Origin of the sequence: Cobetia sp. LC6 (genome assembly GCF_030264805.1) — a bacterium.
GTDB lineage: Bacteria > Pseudomonadota > Gammaproteobacteria > Pseudomonadales > Halomonadaceae > Cobetia.
This window is the reverse complement of record NZ_JASSPL010000015.1, coordinates 18,228-41,505: the sequence shown is the minus strand read 5'-3', so window position 1 is coordinate 41,505 and position 23,278 is coordinate 18,228. Positions and strand designations below refer to the sequence as shown.

The 23,278-nt window shown below is 61.7% G+C and carries 19 protein-coding genes; 2 read left to right on the top strand and 17 right to left on the bottom strand.

The genetic code is table 11. The features are described 5' to 3' along the window. Positions 1-157: 157 nt before the first annotated feature. The 12 genes from QQF40_RS15025 to QQF40_RS14970 all read right to left on the bottom strand — a co-directional run bounded on the left by QQF40_RS15025 (position 158) and on the right by QQF40_RS14970 (position 13,831). Positions 158-1,738, bottom strand: coding sequence for an aldehyde dehydrogenase (NADP(+)) (locus QQF40_RS15025; protein ID WP_285461790.1), 1,581 nt, complete (start codon positions 1,736-1,738; stop codon positions 158-160). Beyond that, entirely contained in the window at positions 1,735-2,769 is a 1,035-nt protein-coding gene (locus QQF40_RS15020; protein ID WP_285461789.1) for an amidohydrolase family protein, read from the bottom strand. The genes QQF40_RS15025 and QQF40_RS15020 overlap by 4 nt, the downstream gene beginning before the upstream one ends. Before the next feature lie 43 nt (positions 2,770-2,812). After that, positions 2,813-3,748: a YncE family protein gene (locus QQF40_RS15015; RefSeq protein ID WP_285461788.1), complete on the bottom strand. Its 936-nt coding sequence runs from the start codon at positions 3,746-3,748 to the stop codon at positions 2,813-2,815. Between the two features lie 100 nt (positions 3,749-3,848). Next, entirely contained in the window at positions 3,849-4,895 is a 1,047-nt protein-coding gene (locus tag QQF40_RS15010) for a TRAP transporter substrate-binding protein (RefSeq protein WP_285461787.1), read from the bottom strand. A gap of 162 nt (positions 4,896-5,057) precedes the next feature. After that, positions 5,058-6,338, bottom strand: coding sequence for a TRAP transporter large permease subunit (locus tag QQF40_RS15005; RefSeq protein ID WP_285461785.1), 1,281 nt, complete (start codon positions 6,336-6,338; stop codon positions 5,058-5,060). Beyond that, the gene (locus QQF40_RS15000) at positions 6,335-7,015 is read right to left on the bottom strand and encodes a TRAP transporter small permease (protein WP_285461784.1); all 681 of its coding nucleotides are present in this window, start codon (positions 7,013-7,015) and stop codon (positions 6,335-6,337) included. Before QQF40_RS15000 ends, QQF40_RS15005 begins: the two co-directional genes overlap by 4 nt. A gap of 170 nt (positions 7,016-7,185) precedes the next feature. After that, positions 7,186-8,229, bottom strand: a complete 1,044-nt coding sequence (locus QQF40_RS14995; RefSeq protein ID WP_285461783.1) for a TRAP transporter substrate-binding protein — start codon at positions 8,227-8,229, stop codon at positions 7,186-7,188. Between the two features lie 112 nt (positions 8,230-8,341). Continuing rightward, positions 8,342-9,352, bottom strand: a complete 1,011-nt coding sequence (locus QQF40_RS14990) for an amidohydrolase family protein (protein WP_285461782.1) — start codon at positions 9,350-9,352, stop codon at positions 8,342-8,344. Positions 9,353-9,389: 37 nt separating this feature from the next. After that, the gene (locus tag QQF40_RS14985) at positions 9,390-10,388 is read right to left on the bottom strand and encodes a TRAP transporter substrate-binding protein (RefSeq protein ID WP_285461781.1); all 999 of its coding nucleotides are present in this window, start codon (positions 10,386-10,388) and stop codon (positions 9,390-9,392) included. A 164-nt stretch (positions 10,389-10,552) separates the two neighbouring features. Beyond that, positions 10,553-11,560, bottom strand: coding sequence for an AraD1 family protein (gene araD1, locus QQF40_RS14980; protein WP_285461780.1), 1,008 nt, complete (start codon positions 11,558-11,560; stop codon positions 10,553-10,555). 10 nt (positions 11,561-11,570) lie between these two features. Further along, positions 11,571-12,743 carry an L-rhamnonate dehydratase gene (locus QQF40_RS14975; protein ID WP_153636115.1) on the bottom strand — a complete coding sequence of 391 codons (1,173 nt, stop codon included), beginning with the start codon at positions 12,741-12,743 and terminating at the stop codon, positions 11,571-11,573. Between the two features lie 59 nt (positions 12,744-12,802). Then, positions 12,803-13,831 carry a 4-hydroxythreonine-4-phosphate dehydrogenase PdxA gene (locus QQF40_RS14970; protein ID WP_153636114.1) on the bottom strand — a complete coding sequence of 343 codons (1,029 nt, stop codon included), beginning with the start codon at positions 13,829-13,831 and terminating at the stop codon, positions 12,803-12,805. Between the two features lie 224 nt (positions 13,832-14,055). On the opposite strand from QQF40_RS14970, the gene QQF40_RS14965 reads away from it, so the two are divergent. Beyond that, a complete protein-coding gene (locus QQF40_RS14965; protein ID WP_285461779.1) occupies positions 14,056-14,784 on the top strand; it encodes a FadR/GntR family transcriptional regulator in 729 nt (242 codons plus the stop codon). Between the two features lie 79 nt (positions 14,785-14,863). Here the strand turns inward: QQF40_RS14965 and QQF40_RS14960 are convergent, their stop codons facing one another. The 5 genes from QQF40_RS14960 to QQF40_RS14940 form a co-directional block, all read right to left on the bottom strand. Continuing rightward, entirely contained in the window at positions 14,864-15,490 is a 627-nt protein-coding gene (locus tag QQF40_RS14960; RefSeq protein WP_285461778.1) for a helix-turn-helix domain-containing protein, read from the bottom strand. A 258-nt stretch (positions 15,491-15,748) separates the two neighbouring features. Beyond that, positions 15,749-16,129 (bottom strand): nuclear transport factor 2 family protein, encoded by a 381-nt coding sequence (locus QQF40_RS14955; protein WP_285461777.1) that lies wholly within the window; start codon positions 16,127-16,129, stop codon positions 15,749-15,751. A 145-nt stretch (positions 16,130-16,274) separates the two neighbouring features. Then, positions 16,275-17,651 carry an NAD(P)/FAD-dependent oxidoreductase gene (locus QQF40_RS14950; protein WP_285461776.1) on the bottom strand — a complete coding sequence of 459 codons (1,377 nt, stop codon included), beginning with the start codon at positions 17,649-17,651 and terminating at the stop codon, positions 16,275-16,277. 155 nt (positions 17,652-17,806) lie between these two features. After that, positions 17,807-19,570, bottom strand: a complete 1,764-nt coding sequence (locus QQF40_RS14945) for a BCCT family transporter (RefSeq protein WP_285461775.1) — start codon at positions 19,568-19,570, stop codon at positions 17,807-17,809. Positions 19,571-20,045: 475 nt separating this feature from the next. Then, positions 20,046-21,134, bottom strand: coding sequence for an NAD(P)H-dependent flavin oxidoreductase (locus QQF40_RS14940; RefSeq protein WP_285461774.1), 1,089 nt, complete (start codon positions 21,132-21,134; stop codon positions 20,046-20,048). 294 nt (positions 21,135-21,428) lie between these two features. Here QQF40_RS14940 and QQF40_RS14935 point away from each other — a divergent pair, with 294 nt between their 5' ends. Then, a complete protein-coding gene (locus QQF40_RS14935) occupies positions 21,429-23,159 on the top strand; it encodes a thiamine pyrophosphate-dependent enzyme (RefSeq protein ID WP_285461773.1) in 1,731 nt (576 codons plus the stop codon). The last annotated feature ends 119 nt before the right edge of the window (positions 23,160-23,278 follow it).

Here is a 23,278-nt window from a genome sequence, read left to right as displayed (position 1 = left end):
GTTATTCTTGCAAGTTACCCTTATGCGTTGCCGGTCGGAAAGAGCGGCTGGCATATCACCTCCAGCCGCTCACATTCCATTTACCTATCCGATGGTCATTGGGTAGGAAAGCTACTGCAAGTACTCCAAGTTCAGTCGATGTGCTTCATTGAGCTTCTCACCCCTCCCGCTCTCCATCCACCAGTCGGCTTATGTCGTAGGGCGCGTCGTGCTTGAGTTCCGGTGGCAGCAGGGCATCCGGCAGGTCCTGATAGCAGACCGGGCGCAGGAAACGGTGAATCGCAGCGGTGCCCACCGAGGTGGTGCGGCTGTCGGAGGTGGCGGGCCAGGGGCCGCCGTGGACCATGGCGTCACAGACTTCGACGCCAGTAGGCCAGCCATTGACGAGGATGCGACCGGCGCGGCGCTCCAGCACCGGCAGCAGCTGACGTGCGGCATCGTGATCGGCGTCATCCAGGTGCAGAGTGGCGGTCAGCTGGCCTTCCAGCGCGCTGCAGACCTGCTTGAGCTGAGCGAGATCATCGCATTCGATGATCAACGAGCTGGAACCGAACACTTCCGCCTGCATGGCCTCATTGTCCAGGAAGTCACTCGCCTGGGTACTGAACAGCTGAGTCTGGCATGGGCTGGCGATGGGAGAGTCGCTTTCTCCACTGGCCAGGCAGGTAATGCCGGCCTGTGAGGACAGGCTTGCCACGCCTTCGGCATAGGCCTTGTGGATGCCCGGTGTCAGCATGGTCTGCACCGGACTTGCCTTGATGGCGGGGATGGCGGCTTGCTTGAAGCGCTCCAGTGCCGCGCCTTTCACTGCCAACACCAGGCCTGGGTTGGTGCAGAACTGCCCTGCGCCCATATTGAGCGAGCCGACGAATGCGCTGCCCAGCGCTTCGGCGCGGGCTTCCAGTGCGGCCGGCATCAGGATGACCGGATTGATGCTGCTCATCTCGGCATAGACCGGAATCGGTTGCGGGCGCGCCTGAGCGAGAGCCAGCAGGGCGGTGCCGCCACTGCGCGAACCGGTAAAGCCGACCGCCTGGATCTCGGGATGCTTGACCAGCGCCTGACCGACCTCATTGCCGGGGCCGAACAGCAGCGAGAAGACACCTTCCGGCATGCCGCACCGCTTTGCGGCGCGTGCCACGGCCTGACCGACCAGTTCCGAGGTGCCTGGGTGAGCCGAGTGCCCCTTGACCACCACCGGGCAGCCTGCTGCCAGCGCAGAAGCGGTATCGCCACCGGCCACAGAGAAGGCCAGCGGGAAGTTGCTGGCCCCGAAGACGGCCACCGGGCCCAGCGGGATCTGGCGCTGGCGCAGGTCGGCACGCGGCAGGGGGGCACGTTCCGGCAGCGCAGGATCGACGCGCACATCCTGCCATTCACCGCGACGCAGTACCTTGGCGAACAGCTTGAGCTGCCCACAGGTGCGGCCGCGCTCACCGTTCAGGCGTGCCTCGGGCAAGCCGGTCTCCTGCATGGCGCGCTGGGTCAGAGTGTCGCCGAGCGCATCGATTTCCTCGGCGATGGTCTCGAGGAAGACGGCTCTTTCTTCAGGAGTCGTGGCGCGATAGGCATCAAAGGCCTGGCCGGCCAGTCGGCAGGCGTCATCTACATCTCCTGCATTGGCCCCCGGGTAGCCGGGCGCCAGGCGCTCTCCGGTGGCCGGGTTGATGGCGTGGATCGCCTCGCCCTTGGCGGCAAAGCTGCGCTGTCCAATAAGCTGATGGCCGTTGAGTGTCATGGTGCCTCCTGTCTGGCATGTCGGGTGGGGTTGGCATCGTGGGTGATAGCGGCATCGTGGGTGATACCGGCAATCGGTAGCCGATACCAGTGAATGGCATTGTCGTGCAGAACCTTGTCGAGGGTGCTCTGGCGCAGGTCGGCGCTCGTCATTTGTTCAATGGCGCTAATCACCAGCGATAGCCAGCCGTCATAGCTGACCTTGAGGCCGGAGACCGGGAAGTTGCTGGCGAACAGGCAGCGCTGGGCACCGAAGATATCCAGCACTTCACACAGCAGTTCGCCATTGGCACTGGCCTCCCAGTCGTGCCAGGGCGAGCCCAATTCCGAGAGCTTGACGGCGACATTGGGATTGGCGGCAAGCGCCTGCATGCCATCGCGCCACTCGGCAAGGCCTTCCGGCGTGCGATCCCATGGCAGGCCGCAGTGATTGAGAATGACGCGCAAGTCGGGGTAGTCCTGAAGGGCCGTGGCCGCCTCTTCGAGGTGCCAGGCGGGCACGCGCAGGTCCCAGCTCAGATCACGATCCGTGAGCAGCGCCAGTCCCTCGCACCAGCGCGGATCCTGCAGACTGCCGCTGGTGCCCGCCACTGACTGGCGGGTCCGGGGCGTGGCGGCGGTGACCGGCTTGGCGCGCACGCCGCGAAACAGCGGCGAGTCACGCTGGTCGTCCAGCTGAGCGGCGCACTCGTCAGTGCCGAAGGCGGCCCAGCCGACATGCGCGCTGGGTAGCGCATGAGTGGCCTGCTGTTGGGTGATCCAGCGCGTCTCCTCCAGTGCCTGCGAGCGTGCGGCTTCGGCTTCGCAGTGCACGCTGCCCACCAGCCGGAAGCCCTCAGGTACCAGGCGCTTCAAGTCCGCGGCCACAAAGGGCCGACGGATCGCGGCGTAATCGCCGAGAAAGAAGTCCTCCACCGGTGACTCTTCCAGCCAGGGGTACGCTACCTGGCCATCCAGTGCCCAGAAGTGATGGTGCGCATCGATCAGCGGCTGACTGTGTGAAGGCTCGTGCCTGAATGTGGTATCCGTCATGACTGGCTCATGTCCTGGTTAGAAGCATCAAGTGCCGATTGACTCAGTGGTCACGCACCAGCAAGCAGGACACGTCCGGCTCGGCGCGTGTCGCGAAGCTTCTGCGAACCTGGCCGCTCTCCAGATCCAGCACCGCGATGCGATCTCCCTTGAGTGAGACGAAGGCCTGCTCGCCATCCGGGTGGAAGCTCATCGCGATGGGAATCGCTTCAAGCTGGATGGTGCCCAGCGGCACCAGCGCCTCATCGAACAATGACAGCGAGCTTTCTCCGTAATTGGTGGTGATCAGGCGCCCCTTGGGGTCACGGTAGATGCGGTTGGGATCTCGACCGGTGGTCGCCGAGGCGCGTACGGTCATCGATTCGGTATCTACCGCCACGATGCTGTCGTCATCGCGGTTGCTGATGAACAGGGTACGGCCATCGGCGGACAGGCTGTTGCCCTCCGGCTTGCGGCCCGGAATCATCGCGATGGGCGCAAAAGTGGCATCGTGAGGTTTGAACTTGGTGATGGTGTTGCTGAGCAGATTGATGCCGTAGGCCCAGTCGCCAGCCTTGGTGAGCGCGAACAGGTGGGTCTTGTAACCACCGGAGGACACGGCCAGATCTGGCGTGGTCTGGGCCAGGGGCGTATTGAACAACAGCAGAGTGTTATGGCCTTCGCTCATGGCGTAGAGGCGGTCCTGGTCATCAATGCCCAAGCCGTGGATGCGATAGTAGGGCCAGGTACTGAGCGTATTGATCAGCGTGAAGGTCTCGAGATCGACCACGAATACCGAGCAGCCGCCCTGGTCGCCGATGCAGTCGGCACCGAGGATGCCGTAGTGGCCCACGAAGGCGTAGCGGCCAGTGGAATCCACCACGAATTCATGTGGGTAGTCCGGCAGGCGCAGATGGTTGAGCTCCTCACCGCTGGTGGCGTCGAACAGACTCAGGGTGTGCGCGCATTTCTGGTTGAGCAGCAGAACATCTCGGGACATGACATTTCTCCAATCAGCGAGGGTGCCGTCGGGACCCGGTTATCAAGGACTTGCGCCCTCGCTGGGTGACAGGTAAGCAAGGCGATAGAACGGATGGGCGTTACTGCGTCACGGCGGCCGTGGTGATTTGCGTGACTTGCGGCTCGCCTTTTGCATTTACATCGGCGCTGGCCTGGCTGGCGCCCTGGATGGCATCGATCCAGTCGCGACCATTGGCGGCGATATAGCTGTCCCAGGTCGGCAGCACGGCCTTCTGGAAGGCGGCGGTATCGACGTCGGTCTCGATCTTCATGCCCTTGTCGGCCAGTTCAGCGAGAATCTTCTGTTCGTTCTTCGCGTTCAGTTCACGCTGATAATCACCGGCCTCGCGCGCCGCGTTTACCAGTACCTGCTGATATTCTGGTGACAGGCTTTCGAACTTGTCGTCGTTCATCACCATCAGCAGCGAGGTGTAGGCCTGGTTGGTCAGTGACAGGTAGTCCTGGACCTCATAGAAGCCCGCCGACCAGACGATGCTGATCGGGTGGTCCTGGGCATCGACCGTGCCGGTTTCCATCGCAGTGTAGAGCTCACCTAGTGGCATCGGCACCGGGTTCGCGCCCAGCAACGAGAAGGCCTCGATCAGCGACTTGTTGGAGTTGGTGCGCATCACCAGGCCGTCGACATCCGCGGGCGTCTTGATCGGGTGCTTGGAGTTGGTCATCGCGCGGAAGCCGACCTCCCAGAAGGCCAGCCCCTTGAGGTTGTCTTCCTTGAGCAGCGCCAGGGCATCATCGCCGACCTTACCGTCCAGCACCTGATAGGCCGTCTTGCGGTCCGGGAAGATATAGGGCAGATCGAAGGCACCCAGCGCCGGCTGGAGGCCCGCGAAGTTGGGGTTGCCGGACATCTCGATATCGATGGTGCCGCTGCGCACGCCGGCGATCATCTGCTGGTCGCCCCCGAGCACACCATTGCCGAAGATGTTGACGGTGATCTCGCCATCCGTGCCTTCCTTGACCAGCTCGGCGAAGCGCTCGGCCGCCTGCTGCTGGGTATCGGTGGTCGGAGCGGCGTGGGCCAGCTTGAGCGTCATCTGGGCATGGGCAGCACTCAGAGGGGCGATCAACAGCAGGCTTGCGAGGGTCGTCTTGATCATGGGTGTCATGGAATGGCTCTCATGTTGTTTTTGTGGGCGGCTGTTTTTGTGGGCGGCTGTTTTTGTGGGCGGCTGTCTTTGTTCGCGACTGTCTAAGCAAGTGGCGTGTCGTTGGCGTCTTGCCTTCTTCCTGTCTTCTTTTCCGGCTTGGTTGTCTGGGTTGTCACGGGGTCAGTCGGTCATCCAGTAAAGCGGCGCGGTGATGATCTGCGGGAAGGCGACGAACAGCAGTAGAATCACCACATAGGCAAGGGCGAAGGGCGCGACGCCACTGACCGCCTTCTCGAACTTGAGGTTGCCGACGCTGGTGATCACGTTGAGCACGTTGCCGACCGGAGGGGTGATCAGCCCGATGGCGCAGTTGAGGACGAACATGATCCCGAAGTAGACCGGGTCGATGCCGGCCAGCTTGACGATGGGCATCAGGATCGGGGTGAGCACCAGAATGGTCGGCGTCAGGTCCATCACCATGCCGACCACCAGCACGATGCCCATGATGGCGAGCATCAGGAGGCGCGGGTCATCGGCGAGCGGCTGCAGCAGACCGGCCACCATCAGCGGCAGCTGGGCGATGCTGATCAGCCAGGAGGCGACCATCGCCGCGGCGACCAGGAACATCACGATGGCGGTGCTGCGGGCGGCCTGGGCAAGTACGGCGTAGAGCTGGCTGAGGTCGAGTTCGCGATAGACCACGGTCGCAACGAAGATGGCGTAGACCGCCGCGACCACACCGGCTTCGGTCGGGGTGAAGATGCCGCTCTTGATCCCGCCGATGATGATGACCGGCAGCATGATGGCCCAGAAGCTGTCCTTGAGTGCCTTGAGGCGTTCACGCCCGCTGGCCTTCTTCGTGACCACCAGATCCTCCTTGCGGGTCATGAACAGCCACATCACCACCAGGGTCACGCCCATGATCAGGCCCGGCACGATGCCGGCGAGGAACAGCTTGCCGATGGAGATGCCACCGGCGACCCCGATGATGATCAGCGGAATCGAAGGCGGGATGATCGGCGCGATGATGCCCCCGGCGGCCATCAGGCCGGAGGAGCGGCCCAGCGGATAGCCCGCCTTGCGCATCATCGGCAGCAGCATGCTGGCCAGCGCAGCGGTATCGGCGACGGCGGAACCGGACAGGCTGGCCATGACGATGGCGGCGAAGATGGCGACGAAACCCAGTCCACCCTTGCGATGACCCACCAGTGACATCGCAAGGGTGACGATGCGTTGGGAGAGCCCGCCGCGCGACATCACTTCGCCGGCGGTGAGGAAGAAGGGAATGGCCAGCAGGGTGTAGCTGTCGGCGCCATTGACGAGGTTCTGGGCCAGGATCTGCGAGTTGAACAGATCCAGGTGCAGCATCAGCACGATGGCACTGACCAGCAGGGCGAAGGCGATAGGGAGGCTCAGGCCGATGGCGGCCAGCAGGGAGCCGAGAAAGAGCCCGATGGTCATGGCGTGTCTCCTTGCGAATCAGAGGCATGGCTTGGTGCGACGCGCGGCGTGACACCATGCAGTGCCAGCGGCGTCAGCAGACGCCAGAGCAGAATCAGTGACATCAGCACGCCTGCCATCAGGCCGGCGAGATAGAAGACGCCGACCGGAATGCCGCTGATGGGAGAGAGGTTGCTCCAGTTGAGCACCGTCTGGGCATAGCTGCCCTTGAGCAGCATCAGGCAGCAGCCGAGCATCGCCAGGGTCACCAGCCGATCAAGCCCGGCGCGCAGGGCCGCTGGCAGCTTGTCGGCGAAGGTATTGACGCTCAGATGCTCCTGACGGATCAGCGCCGTGACCGCGCCCATGAAGGTGACCCACACGAACAGGAAGCGGGACAGCTCGACACTGATCGAGATGCCGCTGTTGAAGCCGTAGCGCAGCACCACATTGACGAACACCAGTACGATCATCGCCACCAGCGCCAACACCATCAGCAGAGTCAGGGTCTTCTCCAGTCCCTTGAACAGTGACGTGATGCCGATGGCAAGGCTCGAGGGAGCAGTCGTGTCCTGAGGAGCTGTCTTTTCCTGCGCGGCGCCATCGACCTTGCGGGACTCGGTGTGTGTGGCAGGTTGTGCCACAGAGTGCGGTTTGATCGACATGGATAACGGCATCTCTTGGGTCAGTTTGTTCATGGTGTCATCCCCGAAGGAGGCATCTCGATGACGGTGCGGCAGCGCTGTCATTGCGCCCCTCTGGTTGCAGCGAAAAGGGCGCTGCCGCGTGTCGGTGGCCGGGCCTGATGTCAGGGACTGATGTCAGGGACTGATGACACAGGCGCTGATGACAGGAGCTGATGAAATATTCAGCGCGCGTCGGCCAAGGCAGTCTGGAATTGCGTCACCACCGCCGGGTCCAGCGCCTGAGTGTGTTGCTGGATCACCGGTGCCAGAGCCTCGCGCATGCGTTGACGTTCACTGTTCGCCACCACGTTGACGGTCATCTTGTCCTGCAGCTCGCTCAGCAGTTCCTCGTTCATGGCCCGGCTCTGTTCACGCTGATAGAGCGTGGCTTCACGGGCGGCCTCGCGGACCAGCTGGCGCTGCGCCTCATCGAGTGACTGCATGAAGCCCGCCGAGGCGACCAGCACCTGGGCGTCATAGGCATGCGCGGTGCGCGACAGGTACTTCTGGACCTCGAAGAAGCGCTTGGCGTCGATCACGGTGTAGGGGTTTTCCTGACCATCCACCGTGCGGGTTTCCATGGCGGTGAACAGTTCATTGACCGACATGGGCACGGCATTGGCATTCAGTCCATTGAAGAGGTCGATGTAGAGAGCGTTCTGCATGGTGCGAATCTTGAGGCCCTCGATGTCCTCGAGCGTCTCGATAGGACGGCGGCTGTTGGTCATGTGACGGAAGCCGTTCTCCCAGTACTCGAGTGCCACCAGCTGCTTGTCATCGAGGCTTGCGAGCAGGGCACGGCCAGCCTCGCCATCCAGTACCGCATCGGCATGTTCACTGTCATCGAACTGGAAGGGCAGGCTGACGATGTTGAAGTCAGGATTGAGGCTGCTGAGCGTCGCAGTGGAGGGAGCGGTGAAATCCAGGGTCCCGGATTGCAGCATCGAGGTCATGTTGACGTCGTTGCCCAGGATGCCGTTGGAGAAGACCTTGATGGTGATCTCACCGTCTGATTTTTCCTCGACCAGTTGTGCAAATTTCTTGGCGCCCAGCGTCTGCGGGTGGGCATCTGGCAGGCTGGTGCCCATGCGCGCGGTGATCTCGGCGTGAGCGGTGGTCGCGAAGGTCAACATCAGTCCCAGCGTAGTGACTGTCTTGAGCAGCACGTTGTTGAGCAGAGTCTTGTTGAGCAGAGTCTTGTCAGACAGGGCGTGGGGAACAAGCATGGCGAATTCCTTGCAGGTTGTTGTTATAGGGACTGTTTTTATCGGGACTGTTATACAGAGCCTGTTGTCGTGGGACGGATGTCATGGCGGTCGTTGGAGTGTCTAACGAGCGCTAGGTGCTGGTGTCCAGCGAGTAGCAGCGAACGGCGTTGTCGCAGAACAGCTTGAGGCGGTTTTCGGGACTCAATGAGCGGCTGAGTTCCTTGAAGGCCTGCCACAGTGTATCGAGCGAGGTCACCAGCCCATCGACCGGGAAGTTGCTGGCGAACATCACGCGGTGGACCCCGAAATGGCGCAGCACGATCTCGAAGACCTCACGGTTGTCTTCCAGCCGCCAGGGCTGGCCCGCGATGCCGAGCCCCGAGAACTTGATCATCACCTGTGGCCAGGCGGCGACCTTGTCGAGGGCTCGTGACCACTGACGCAGGGTGTCGGGATGACGATCGCCGGGTACGCCGGCATGATTGATCACCACTGGCATCTCGGGATGGCGTTGCAGCAAGGGCAGCAGTTCCTCGAGGTGCCACCAGGGCACCTGCAGCTCGAAGATCAGGCCACGACGCGCGACTTCATCGACGCCATGCTGATAGCGCGGGCAGCGAAGCGAGCCGGGCATGGCGTGGGTGGCCAGTCTCGGGTCGTAGCGCTCCAGTGCAGCTGGCTTGTGGCGAACCCCCTTGACCATTCCTGATGCGCAAAGTCCTTCCAGCTGATCGCCGATGTCGCTCTGATCCAGCCAGGCCTGGGCGATCATGGCATCGGGCCAGCCGCTCTCGCGGGCAGTCTCCTCGATCCAGTGCACTTCCTTGAGCGCATCGCCCCGCGCCCATTCCGCTTCCATGTAGACGCAGCCCATCAACCGGTGCGCCTTGCCCGCCGACTGAAAATGCTCGGCGGGGCGGTAGGGGCGACGAATCGCGGCATAGTCGCCGTAGCGGAAGGGGATCATCGGCTCGTCACACAGCCAAGGCTGGTAATTACGCGTCGGATCCCAGACATGCATGTGGGCATCGATGATCGGCAGGTCATTCTCTTGCTGCGTGGCCAGATAGCGCTCGCGTTGCTCGCTCAGTTCGGCAAGCGACACGGGCACCACCGGGGATTCGAGTGAGTCAGAGAGCATGGCGGGCTTCCTCTGGTGGCGAGTCAGGCGAGCGTGATCAGCGCGCGAGTGCGGTGTCGATGCGATCCAACAGCTCACTGCCGTGCTTTTCGGTGAACTCGGCGCGCACCGGCTCGGCGACCTTGTCACGCATGCTGGCGGTATCGGGCTCGCGGACGACCTGCATGCCTTGCTCCTCGAGGAAGGTCAGATCGCCTTGCTCATTGTCATGATTGAGCTGGCGCTGATAGCGGGCCGCTTCGTGAGCTTCTTCCTTGATCAGTGTCTGCAGTTCGGGCGCAAGGCTGTCGAACTTCTGCTTGTTCATGATCAAGGGAGCGGCGGTATAGGCATGTGCGGTCAAAGACAGATGGTCCTGTACCGAATACAGGTTGGCGGAGCGAATCAGGCTGACCGGGTTCTCCTGGCCATCTACGGTGCGGGTCTCCAGCGCGGTATAGAGCTCCGCGAAGGGCATCGGAGTCGGATTGGCCCCGAGTGCCTGGAAGGCGGCGATATGCGCCGGATTCGGGGTGGTGCGCAGGGTCAGGCCGCTGACGTCATCGGCTGTCTCGACAGCACGCCGTGAGTTGGTGAGATTGCGAAAGCCGATTTCCCAGAAGGCCAGTCCTTCGATCTGCTGCGGCTGCATGGCGGTCAGCAGGTCCTGGCCGATATCGCCATCCAGTACCTGATAGGCCTGCTCACGGGTGTCGAACAGGAAGGGCAGGTCGAGTACGTTCAGCTCGCTGACCAGGCCGCTGAAATAGGGATTGCCGGACAGCTCCAGGTCGATGGTGCCGCTGCGGACCCCGGAGATCATGGCCTGGTCATTGCCCAGCTGACCGTTGGGGAAGATCTTGACGGTCAGTTCACCGTTACTGCGTTCAGCCAGACGTTCGGCAAAGCGTTCGGCGGCCAGGTGCTGCGAGTCGGTGACCGGATGCGCATGGGCGAAGGTCAGCGAGGTGGCGGCATGTGCGGGTCCTGCCAGCAGCAGACTGGCAAGGGCGGCGGTGATGAGTGAGGCGGCGGTGTGGCGGGTCGAGATTGTCATGGCGAAGCCCTTTTCTCGTTATTGTCGTGATGCTTCTTGTGCGTACAGACGCTATTGACGCAGTGGTTGCGGGTGCTACTTGTGCTGCTGGGATCAGGGCCGTGTGCTGGCGGGATGCGCCAGGCCCTGATCCTTTTTCTACTTCCTGTGTTGATCGCGAGTGTTCACAGCACCGCCATGCTGGAGGGCTGCTCGGCGCCGTTGTCGTGGGTCTTGAACGCGACCGGGTTGCGCAGTGCACGCCCGAAGGCCGGCAATTCGATCTCGAAGCGGTCCCCGTCCTGCACCTTGACCTGATCGGCGAAGCTCAGGGTGGCGGTACCGAAGAAGTGCACATGCAGATCGCCGGGCGCGCGGAACTGGGCGTACTTGAAGTGGTGGTGTTCCAGGTTGGCCAGGCTGTGGGCCATGTTGGCCTCCCCGGTCAGGAAGGGTTTCTCCCACAGAGTCTGGCCGTCACGGGTGATGCGGCTGGTGCCTTCCAGGTGTTGCGGCAGTTCACCGATCAGCAGTTCAGGCCCGTAGCTGCAGGCGCGCAGTTTGGAGTGGGCCAGCCACAGGTAGTTGGCGCGCTCGGTGATGTGGTCGGAGAACTCGTTGCCCACGGCGTAGCCGATACGGTGCGGCTGACCGTTGGCATCGTTCAAGTACAGGCCGACCAGCTCCGGCTCTTCACCGGCATCCTCGGCGAAAGCCGGCACGCTGATCGCGGTTTCCGGTGCCACCACGATGCTGCCGTCACCCTTGTAGAACCATTCCGGCTGCGCGCCGACCTGACCCTCGGCGGGCTTGCCACCCTCCAGGCCCATGCGGAACATGCGCATCGAGTCGGTAACATTGGCGTCATCCTGTGCCTGAGCGGCAGCATGCATGGCATCGCGGGTATCGGCACTGCCCAGGTGAGTCAGACCGGTGCCGGTGACGGTGCAGCGTGCGCGGTCAGGATGGGTGACCGGCGGCAGCAGTTCCTGACGATCGATGGCCTGCTTGTAATCGACCAGGGTGTGGGAGTAGTGCTGCTCGATCAGTGCACTGAGTCCGATACCCAACTCGATGGCGCGGGATGCCAGCTCATAGGTGCCGCCCGGGAAATCGAGCAGGCGCAGCTGGTCGCGGCTTTCGACCACGGCGACCCTTGGGCCATTGGCGGTGCGAAGTTGGACGAGTCTCATGATGGCTTCCTCACTCGATGATGTTGAACTGATCGAAGTAGTCGCTGTTCAGCTCAAGGCCCAGCCCCGGGGTCTCTTCGTCGAGGTCGATGAAGCCGTTCACCGGCTCCGGGTCGCCCTTGAAGATGTAGTAGAAGAGCTCGTTACCGATCTCGACATCATGTACCGGGAAGTACTCGCTCATCGGTGAGGCCAGTGAGGCCATGGTCAGGTGGTAGTTGTGCATCTGGCCGGCGTGCGGAATGACCGGCACGCTGAAGGACTCGGCGAGGGCGTTGATCTTGCGCGCGGCGGTGATGCCGCCGACTCGGTTGGTGTCGTACTGGATGACCGAGACGGCGCGCTTCTCGAGCAGCTGGCGGAACCCGTAATGGGTGAATTCGTGCTCACCACCGGAGATGGGAATGCTGGTCAGCTGATTGAGTTCGGCGTAGCCATCGATGTCATCGGCGATCACCGGTTCTTCCAGCCAGCGTGGCTGGAACCGTTCCAGTTTCGGCAACATGCGCTTGGCGTATTCCAGATTCCAGCCCATATAGCATTCGAGCATCAGATCGACATCCTCACCGATGACTTCGCGCACGGCGGCCACGCTATCGAGGTTGGCACGCACGCCCTCGACCCCATCACGCGGACCGTAGCCGAAGCGCATCTTCATGGCGGTGAAGCCTTGATCCAGATAGGACTGGGCCTCTTCCTGCATGCCCTTGAGGTCGGTGCGATAGAGCTTGGAGGCGTAGCAGGGGATCTTCTCCTTGGTACGCCCACCCAGCAGCTTGAAGACCGGCTTGCCGACGGCCTTGCCCATGATGTCCCAGATGGCGATATCCACGCCGGAGATGGCGGCCATGCCGATACCCTTGCGGCCCCAGGCGTGGGTGGAGCGGTACATGCGTTGCCACAGGTATTCGTAGTCGAAGGGGTCCTGGCCGATGACCAGCGGCGCGAGGTACTGATCGATGATCGCCTTGGCGATGCGCGGCGCCAGTGCCACGTTGCCAAGCCCTACCAGCCCGTTGTCGGTCTCGATTTCCACCACTGTCCAGCCGTGGAAGCGGAAGGTGCCCATCGAGTCGCCCTTGTCCCACAGCTCGTCCATGGCGTTGGAGCAGAAGTGGGCGGTCGGGGGGACGGTATGGCCTTTCCATTCGAAGACGCGAGTTCTGACCTTGGTGATTTTCATCGGATTATCCTTGTTGTGGATGACGTTGGCGCGGGTATGTGAGCAAGAGTGACAAGGCGTCAGGCAGACGCGGTCTCGAGGCGCAGCGCGCGCAGATTGGTGCCCATGCGCTTGGCGATCGCGAAGGCATTGCGGGTCGGGTTCACATCCGCCTTGCCTTGGCCGGCGATATCGAAGGCGGTGCCGTGGGCTGGCGTGGTGATGGGGATGGGCAGGCCGCCCTGGACGGTGACGCCGGACTTGAAGCCCAGCAGCTTGATCGCGATCTGTCCCTGGTCGTGGTACATGGTCACGATGGCGTCGTACTCGCCATCGCGAGCCTTGAGGAAAATGGTGTCAGCCGGGAAGGGGCCTTCGACGGGGTAACCCTGCTCATTACAGCGTGCGACGGCCGGCGCGATGACGTCGATTTCCTCGCGGCCACAGGTGCCACCTTCGCCACCGTGGGGGTTGAAGGCCGCGACGGCGATGCGCGGGCGCTCGAAACCGGCCAGTTTCAGCGAGTCATGAATCAGCTGACTGGCGGCTATGATGCGCTCCTGGGTGACGTACTCGGCGGCGTCCTTGAGCGGAATGTGCGAGGAGATGCGCGAGGTCCAAAGCGTCCCCAGGGTGTTGAACTCGCAGAAGTAGCCCTTGACCCCAAGCTTCTCGGCGAAGAAATGCAATTCATCTTCATGCCCCAGCCCGCCTTTCTTCATCGACAGCTTGTTGAGCGGCGCGAAGCAGATGGCGTCGACTTCCTCGTTCTGAGCCGCTTCCAGACAGCGCGACAGCACCGCGAGGGTCGAGGCGCCACAGGCGGCACTTTCCTCGGCCAGCGTTACCTCTTCCTGTGCCACGCTTTCCACCAGCATCAACGACAGGCCTTCATGTTCACGGGCTTTTGCAAAGCTTTCGACGCGTGGCAGCTCCGTGAAGAGTCCGGCCTGGCGCTGCCCCTGCTCCCAAAGCCACTGATCGCCGACCAGCACGCTGTGCGTCTCGGCGAATTGCTCGCGTTCCGCGACCAGGCGAGCGATCAGCTCCGGGCCGATACCGGCGGGGTCACCAAGGGTGAGGGCAATGACAGGACGTGTTGCTGACATGTGAATTCCAGCCTTGTGAGAGTTGGCGTTGTTGTAGGTTTCTTCAATCAATTCGCATTTTATGGTCTGCTGGTTGGTTTACCAGACCAGTTGAGATGAAAATTAGCCGAGCCCACGCTGATTGGTCAAGGTTTTCTCGAAAATTGCGACCATGGTCGGTTTCTGGATGCGTGATTAGCGGTTGTCGGTTATGCTGGTATGAAATATATACCAGTGGAGGCTGCATGAAGCAGACGCCTTTCGCCTTCGAGAAAGCGCTGAAGAATCAGACCAAGAAGGAAATTCTCGCTGACAAGCTCATCGAGATGATTCTGACGGGCCTGCTGCGCGATGGAGATGAGCTGCCCAGCGAGCGAGAGCTGGCACAGTTGTTTGAAGTGAGTCGTGAGACCGTGCGTGGTGGCCTGGCGCTGTTGACGGGCTATGGCCTCCTGAATGTCTCGCACGGCAGCAAGTCACGCGTCTGCGCCAGTGAGGCCGTGATCGACAGTTTCCGCAATCATCCCGCGCGTCAGCAGGGCGATGAGCTCAACAACCTGGATATCGAGAGTGTCTTCGAGAGCCGAATCGTGGTGGAATCGGCCATCGCCCGCCGTGCCGCGCGGCATATCGATGAAGCAGGGCTCAAGAAGCTGGGCGCCCTGCTGGAAGCCCAGTCACAGCACTTCGACTCGCCGGTGAACTTTCAGCTCTCGGACCAGAACTTCCATCACGTCATCGCTGAATATTCGCGCAACGAGATCCTGATCCGCTATGCCGATGAGCTTTATACCTACGCGCTCAACATCCGCCGCCAGGTTATGGCCGAACACGGCTCGATCAAGCGCAGCTATGAAGAGCACGTACGTATCGTCGAGGCGCTGCGTGCTGGCGACCCCGACGCCGCCGAACGCGCCATGCTCTCCCATATCGACAGCGTCTATTACACGACGCGTGACAAGATGCCCCACTGAACCGGACTGAATAGAACCGGACTGAATAGAGCCAGGCTGAATGACAGGGCAGGTATCAGAGAGCCCTGACAACCAGGGATCAATACTCCACGCCCGTCATTACCCAGACGATGCGGGTCTCGGTCTCGCCGGGGTTGCGAATCCAGTGCGGTTTGTCCCCGGTCAGCGAGAAGCTGTCACCCGGGTTGAGCAGGAAGACCTGCTCGCCGATGGTCAGTTCCAGCTGGCCACTTTCCACATAGCCCGCTTCCTCGCCGCGCCGCTCACGCGGTGTCTCGCCGCCGCTGCCACCGGGCTGCAGACGGGTCATGATCAGGATGAGCTGACCGCTCAGGCGGGGGGAGAGCAGTTCTTCCCGAGCACCGATGGCGCTGAGATTCATGGCACGGCGCTGATCCGCACGCACGATGGTTTCCTGCTCCATGGCTGATTCACTGCCGCCAGGCTGGAAGAACCAGCTGACGCGCACACCGAGCGCATCACTCAGCGTCTGCAACACGCCGATGGGGAGGGAAGAGACCCCGCGCTCTACCTGGCTCAGATAGCCGACGGATTTTCCGACGCGCTTCGCCAATTGGCTGAGTGTCATCTGACGGGACTTGCGCAGGTCGCGCAGCTGTCTGCCGATACGACGATCTTCCTGTTCTGCATTGCTGAGTGCGGTGCTGCCGGCTGAGGCCTGTGAGGAGTCTGTGTCCGTGGTCATCCGGTTTCCTCTTGGCATTCGGAGCTATCAGTCAATGAGCCACATTTCATATGGATGAAAAGCATGAAGTGGATTTCATCAGCAAGATTATCAGCTTACGGCGTGTCGAGATAAGTCAGCGTCGTTATCAAATCGTCTTGTCGGACAAGAGCGGGTTCACATCCTGAGAGTGGCATCTGTGAGGGAAGGTGATACGCAAAAAGGCCAGTCGTCATGACTGGCCTTTTTACATGCGCGCTGTCGCGCTGTACGTGATGATCACATGGCGGGTGTAAAGGCCGGGCGCTGTTTGCGGAAGGCCTGCTTGCGGGTGATCTTGCCCTTCTCGATGGTGAAGAGGTCTACGCTGTCGGCTTCGACACGCATACCGTCCGGCTGGGTCGCCATGAAGGTGCATTCGGAGACGACACGCTGATCGGCGAAGAAGAACTCGCCCTTGGCCCACTGCACGTCGGGCATGGTCGTCCAGGTATTCACGAAGGCATCGCGCACCGCGGCCTTGCCGACGATGCGCGTGCCGTGTGCCTCGTTGCCGGCGACGGTGTCGAAGACCACATCGTCGGCGAAGTACTCCATGACCTCATCGATGGCGTGGCGATTGAAGGCATCGAACATGGCGGTCATCTGTTCACGGTTCATGGTGCGTCTCTCTGTTGCATGCATGCCGCAAGAGGCATGTCAGTGGGAGGTGCCGCGTCGTCATTCAAGAGCGCCGCGGCGTGTCGGGAAGTGATAGCGGGAAGTGATGGAGGCGATCGGTGGCTGAACTTGCACGAGTCGTGGCTCAGCTCACCTTGTCCAGCACCTGGAAATACTTGTAGAGCAGGTGCTGACCCATGCGCCGGATAGGCCTCAGCGGATGGGCGGGCAACGGTGAGTTGAAGATCGGCAGGTGGCTCTCGCGCAAGGACTGTCCGGCGATCAGCGCGGCAAGCTGCCTGGAGGCATAGGCCGAGAACGACACGCCATTGCCGCTGTAACCCTGGGCATAGAAGATCTGCTGCTTCGGGTCCGGTTGCACGATGCGCGGCATCATGTCGTGGGAGATATCCATCCAGCCATGCGAGAACCACGGCGTTTCAATGCCTGCCAGCGCCGGGAATTTGCGCGCGATGGCCTCATGTACCACCTCCAGATGGCGCGCATTCTGTGCATCAGCACCGCTGATGGCGCTGCGCGTGCCGATCTGCAGGCGTTTCTCGGGGAGCAGGCGATAGTAATAGCGCAGCTTGCGTGTATCCGTGGTCAGGATGGTCGAATGCAGGCCGCAAGCCTCGATCTCATCGTCGGTCAGTGTGCGGGTCCACACCGAATTGGCCATGATCGGCATATTGCGGTAGGCCGTCAGCGAGTGAAGGTTGGGGCTGGTATAGCCTGCTGTGGCGATTCCCACCGCGCGTGCCTTTACCGTGCCGCCCGGCGTCTGCAGATAGTGGATGCCGTTCTCTGTCGTCCAGTGCTGCACCGGGCTGCTGGTGTGGATGCGGGCGCCATGGCGTCGTGCGATACGCGCATAGCTGTAGGCCAGCTTGAGCGGTTGTACTGCGATGCCCTCGGGCTCCAGCATTGCGCCGTGGCTTTCCTGATCACCCATGAAGTCACGGTGCACCGTCGCGCGGTCCAGGGTTCGCGTCCGGTAGCCGAGGATGTTGTTGCACAGGCGTGATTCGGCCTCGAGATGCTGCATGGCCTGTGCGCTGTGGGCGATCAGCAGATTGCCTAGCGGCTGAGGCTCGCAGTCCACTTCCGGGTCCTGGGTCAGAGACTTGAAGACCTCGAACCCCTCCAGGCTGTTGGCGTGCAGCTGGCGCGCCATGTCGACGCCCCATTTCTTGACCCACTGGCTGCGGCTCAGACGTCCCCAGGCCAGATGGCCCTGACCACCATTGCGGCTGGTGCAACCCCAGCCGATCTGGTTGGCCTCCAGCACCACCGCCTTGATGCCATGCTCACGCGCCAGGAACATCGCCGTGGCAAGGCCGGTGAAGCCGGCGCCGATCAGCACCACGTCGGCCTCCATGTCGTCAGTGACCGGGCCATCATCCTCCGGGGGCGGCCCGGCATGATAGCGCCAGTAGCTCGGCGCATAATCCACCCCTTCGCCCGGGGAGCTGTCCTTGAGAGGGTCGTAGTGAGGGTTGTAAGGCTGCTTGACAGTCATCGTGGGTCACCATCCGCTTGTTGTTGGCGATCATTGTTGTTGGTGATCGTGGTAGTCGGTGATCAATGTGATTGGCGATCAATGGCGGTGTTGGTTGCTGCGTGTTGCGCTCTGGTGGCTTGCCTGCTCGAGACGGCGTGAGCCCGTCATGCCGCTCAGGTCGCGCCCGGGACGGGTTGGCTTCCCGACCCCGGGAGGGTGGGCGGTGTTGGCGTGGTACTTGTCGTAGTGCTGGGCGTGGTAGCTGGCGTGGCGGGTGTGACAGCACTCGAGACTGGAGACTCAGCGGCATCGGCAGGTATCGGGCTGGCTTCAAGGGCCGGCTGCATGGCCGTCGCAGGCTGTTCATGGGTCGCCTTGAGCATGCGATATACCGAGAACATGTAAGCGATGCTGACGAGGAAGAAGGGGGCGCCGACCACGATCGCCAGGCTCTTGATGGCGTTGAAGCCACCGGCGAGCTGGAAGACGATGCCGGTGACACCGATGATCACGCCCCACAGCAGGCGCATCAGGATCTTCGGATTCTCGTTGCCATTGGAGACCTGCATGGCCGAGAAGAACGAGGCGGAATCCGAGGTCGTGACGGCGAAGACGACGATGTTGAACAACACGGCAAGACTCAGCCACCAACCGCCCGGCATGCTCTGCAGCAACAGGTAGATGCCTGACTCCGGATTGCTCTGCACGCTATCCCACAACGGCACGATCTGATTGACCTCGACATAGCCGGCCGAACCACCCCAGATGCTGAACCACACGATCGACAGCAGCATCGGCACCACCACCACGCCGAACACGAATTCACGCAGGGTGCGGCCACGGGAGATGCGCGCGATGAAACCGCCGCAGAAGGGGATGTAGGAGATGTACCAGAGCCAGTAGAAGATCATCCACCAGCCCACCCATTCACGTTGTTCGAAACTGCCCGCGTCGGTCCAGAACTGATTGATGAACACCGAGCCGAAGTAGTCACCGAACTGCTGGGTGATCATGTTCAAGAGGTACTGCGCCGGGGCGTGGCCGAAGGCCAGCAGCGCCACCAATATGGCGCCGGCCATGATCATGTTGAGCAGGCTGAGGTACTTGATGCCGCGCTCGATGCCGGTCGCCGCCGACGCGACATAGGCGATGATGATCACCAGCATCACCATGGCCTGACCGAAGGCTCCGAACTCGAGTCCGAACAGCACCTCTAGGGCATAGCTGATGGAGGTGACGCCCAGGCCGATCATGGTGGCATTGCCACCGATGGTGCCGATGACGCCAAGTCCGTTGGCAAGCTTGCCCCATAGGCTGCTGTTGCAGCGCTCCCCCAGAAGTCCGTAGAGGCCGGTGGCGACGGTCAACGGCTGCCCCAGACGATAGGCCGGAAAGGCAATGGCCCAGGCGGCCACGGCAAACAGTGCCCAGCCATGCATGCCCCAGTCCATGAGAGTGTCCAGGATGGCGGTGCTTACCCCTGCCTGCTGGCCGACTTCATTGAGGTCCTGCACATGTGAGGAGGTGTAGAGGTGCGTCAGGGGCTCGGCGACGCTGAAGAACACGAAACCGATGCCCAGCCCGCAACTGAAGATCATCGAGATCCACGCCACGTAGCTGAATTCGGGGCGCGAATCATCCGGCCCGAGACGGATACCGCCGAAGGGGCTGAGCAGCAGATAGAAGCTGAAGATCAGCGTCGCGGCGACACCGAGCACGAAGCTCCAGCCGAAATTGAAGATCAGGAAGTCGCGTATGCCGGAAAGCGCTGCGCCGGTCTGCTCCGGTGCCGCCAGGGCATAGATCATGATCAGGGTGTAGATGCTGAGGACGGGCCAGAACAGCCCCTTGTCGTAGTTGCCTAGCAGACCGGACGAGCGCGGAACGCCGTTGCTACCAGCGCGCTCAGCCGCTGCGGGATTGCGTATTGCTGTCACCGGGGTACCTCCAGGAAGGGGCCCTGATGCTCCACGCCAGATCTCGTCAGACACCTGACAAGCCGACAGGAATATCGAGAGCAGATTTTATTGTTGTCATGGGAGCGGGGCAGGAACGTCGCCTTTCGTCGCGCCGGCAAGGTCCCCATCCATCGTCAGTGAATGCGCTGTAGCTGATACAGCACTCGATGAATCTTCTCGCGTCACAAATGAAAATAGACGGTGGAACAAATCACACAAGTGAAATTTTTAGTTATTTTTTCATTTGCATGTAGATCGATTGGCTGTCGTCTTCAACTCATTGAAATGCAGTGAAAATCATCTCGATACGAGGTCTGATCCGATGGTCGAATCTGGGTAAACAAAGGCAGGGGGTGAAGTCAGGGAGGAGGTGAGGAGTCAGGGAGGAGGTGAGGAGACAGGTAGTCTGAGGGAATGGCGCTGTGTTGATGGCACAGCGCCTTACGCTGACCAGTTACCCTTGCAACGATATTGCCTGGCATGCCATGCGGTATTCCTGTCCCAATATTGCCATCAGCTCTCCCGCTGGCATCGCTCTGGAAAGCGGGGCGCCCTGGCCCGCCCACTGGGCCCCGAAACCGGTCACGCCCTGCGATCTGGCGGCGGCATTGAGTGCCTTGCCGGCGGCGTAGGCAAGAGCGTAGTCCGGTGGTATGGGGCATGATGGGTCTTCCATCAGGCTGATGAATCGATTGGCGAGGATGCGCGCGGGGCGGCCTGACACGATCGAGGTCATGCGGGTGTCATGCGCTGCCGGCCCTGCGAGTGCGTCTCGATAGGCGGCATCGGCGCTGGATTCCGGACAGGCGATGAAGGCGGTCCCGAGTTGGGCTGCCACGGCGCCATTCGCGAGGGTGGCGGCAATGGCCTCACCAGTCATGATGCCGCCTGCAGCAATGATCGGCAGGTGCGTGGCGTCTACCAGTTGTCGTGTCAGGGCGGCAGTGCTCAGCTGGTTATCCGCGGCTTTTGGATCAAACATGCCGCGATGACCTCCCGCTTCGAACCCTTGCGCTACGATGGCGTCCAGGCCGGCTTGCTCGATGGCGTGGGCTTCCTCCAGGTTGGTGGCTGTCGCCATCAGCCAGATGCCTGATTCCTTGAGGGCGCGGATGATGTCGCGTGAGGGCAGGCCGAAGTGAAAGCTGATCACCGGCGGGCGAGTCTCCAGCAACATTGCCTGCATGTCGGGATCATCGGCAAAGCTGGTATAGAGAGTATCGAGTCTGTCAGGCGGCGTTGCCTCGAAGTCCTGGAAGCGCGGCGCCAGCCACTTTCGCCAGGCACTCTCGCGAGCACTGCCATGTGTCGGGGCCGAGTGCACGAAGACATTGACGTTGAAGGGTCTGTCGGTCAGCGCTCGCAGTTCAGTGATCATGCGGCGGGCGCCATCGGCGTTCGTAGCACCCACCCCGATGGAGCCCAGCCCACCAGCCTTCGATACCTCGGCTGCCAGATGAGGCGTCGAGACGCCTGCCATCGGGGCCTGAATGATTGGCCACTGCAATCCCAGCCTCTCCAGTATTCCTGCTTGCTCCTGCATCGCTTTCTCCAGTGTTGCTCTCTGGTTTGCATGCATATCCTGCCTATGCATTCTGTCTATGCATTCTGTCCATTCACTCTGTCTACACATTCTGCCTGACGTGATCAGGCTGTCGTGGTTCGGTGGGCTCAGGCTCATGCTACGCCCCACGCAACGCCGTGTGCCAACGTGAGTTTGGCGGCTGACCATTGTTTTTCGTGGCTTGGACCCAAGGTCATGTTCACTGTTTATTCGAATGAGTGAATGCATTGCTCATCCTGACCCGAAAGTTCACCGGAAAAGGAAAGCACCTCCATGGCACTAACCCCATCTTCCTCAGCGTCCGTCTCCGAGGTCATCGTCGATTCACTGCTTGAGGCCGGCGCAAAGCGTTGTTACGGCATCGTGGGTGACACCATCAACCACTTCACCGACGCCATTCGGCGCTCCGAGATGGAGTGGGTGCATGTGCGGCACGAGGAGGTGGCCGGTTTCGCGGCAGGGGGCGAGTCCTTCATCAGTGGCGAGCTTGCTTGCTGTGCCGGTACCTGCGGGCCGGGCAGCACGCACTTCCTGAATGGTCTGATCGAATCACACCGCAACGGCGCGCCGGTGGTGTTCATAGCCTCGCAGATCGATACCGCCGAGATGGGCGTCGGCTTCCCGCAGGATGTGGATCAGAAGGCGCTTTACTCCCAGTACAGCGTGTTCTGTGAGTACCTGACCAATCCCGAGAATGCTCGCCGCATGGTGGCCATCGCGGCGCAGAAGGCGTTGGCGGAAGGTGGGGTCGCGGTGCTGATCGTCCCGGGGGATCTGTTCACCCAGAAGCCCAAGGGCTCGCTGCCGTGGCGAGCCCATCGCTTCGCGCCGGTGATTCGTCCCGGCGAGCAGGAGCTGGCTGACGTCGCCGAGGCGCTGAATGCGCCGGGCAAGGTCTCGATCTATGCCGGTATCGGCTGCCAGGACGCGCAGGAAGAAGTGCTGGCGCTGGCACGACGGCTCAAGGCGCCGATCGCCTGGACGTCGCGTGCCAAGGATTTCATCGAGCCCGACAATGAACTCGAGGTCGGCATGACCGGCGTGTTCGGGCTGCAGGGCGGCTACGAAGCCGTCGCGGAGTGTGACACCTTGCTGCTGCTGGGCTGCAGCTTTGCCTGGACCCAGTTCTATCCGGACAAGGCGACGGTGATTCAGGTCGATCTGGACCCCGGCAAGATCGGTATCCGTCACCCGGTGGATCTCGGTGTCGTCGGTAGCGTCAAGGACACCTGTGCGGCGCTGCTGACCCGTGTCGACCCGCGTGATGACAGCGCCTGGCTCGACAGCTGCCGCAAGAAGTATCTCGAGGCGCGTGACGAGGCCGCCGTCACCTCCGATGACGAGCGTCTGATCCACCCGCAGGAGCTGACACTGGCGCTGGATCGCCACGCCAGCGAGGACGCGGTCTTCACCGCCGATGGCGGCAGCCCGATGGTATGGTGCCTGCGCCACATTCGCGCCAACGGCAAGCGTCGTACGTTGCCGAGTCTGATGCATGGCACCATGGCCAATGCCTATCCTCAGGCCATCGGTATCCAGAAGGCCTACCCGCAGCGTCAGGTGATCGCCATGTGTGGTGATGGTGGCCTTGCCATGCTGATGGGGGACCTGCTGACCCTCAAGCAGGAAAAGATCCCGCTCAAGATCGTCATCTTCAACAACAGCACGCTGGGCTTCGTGGAGCTGGAGCAGAAGGTCGAGGGCATTCTGGATACCTACACTGAGCTCGAGAATCCCGACTTCTCGCTGCTAGCGCAGTCGATGGGGCTATGGGGGCGTCGTGTCGAGGAGAAACACGAGCTGGATGAGGCGGTGCAGAGCCTGCTGGCCCAGGACGGCCCCGGGGTGCTCGAGGTCAAGGTCAACCGCATGGAGCTGGTGATGCCGCCACATGTAGAGGCAGGTCAAGTCGCCTCTACTGCGCTCTATTCCGCCAAGGCGGTGCTCAATGGCCGCATGGATGACGTGGTCGACCTGGTGCGCAACAACTTCACCAAGCGCTGAGCGCATGACTTGAGCCTGTAGCTTGCAAGCTGCTCCGTTGTCTGTGCGCAGCGGACATGAAAGAAGGCCCCGATCCTGTGGATCGGGGCCTTCTCGTTGGTGCGGCTATTGCTCTATTG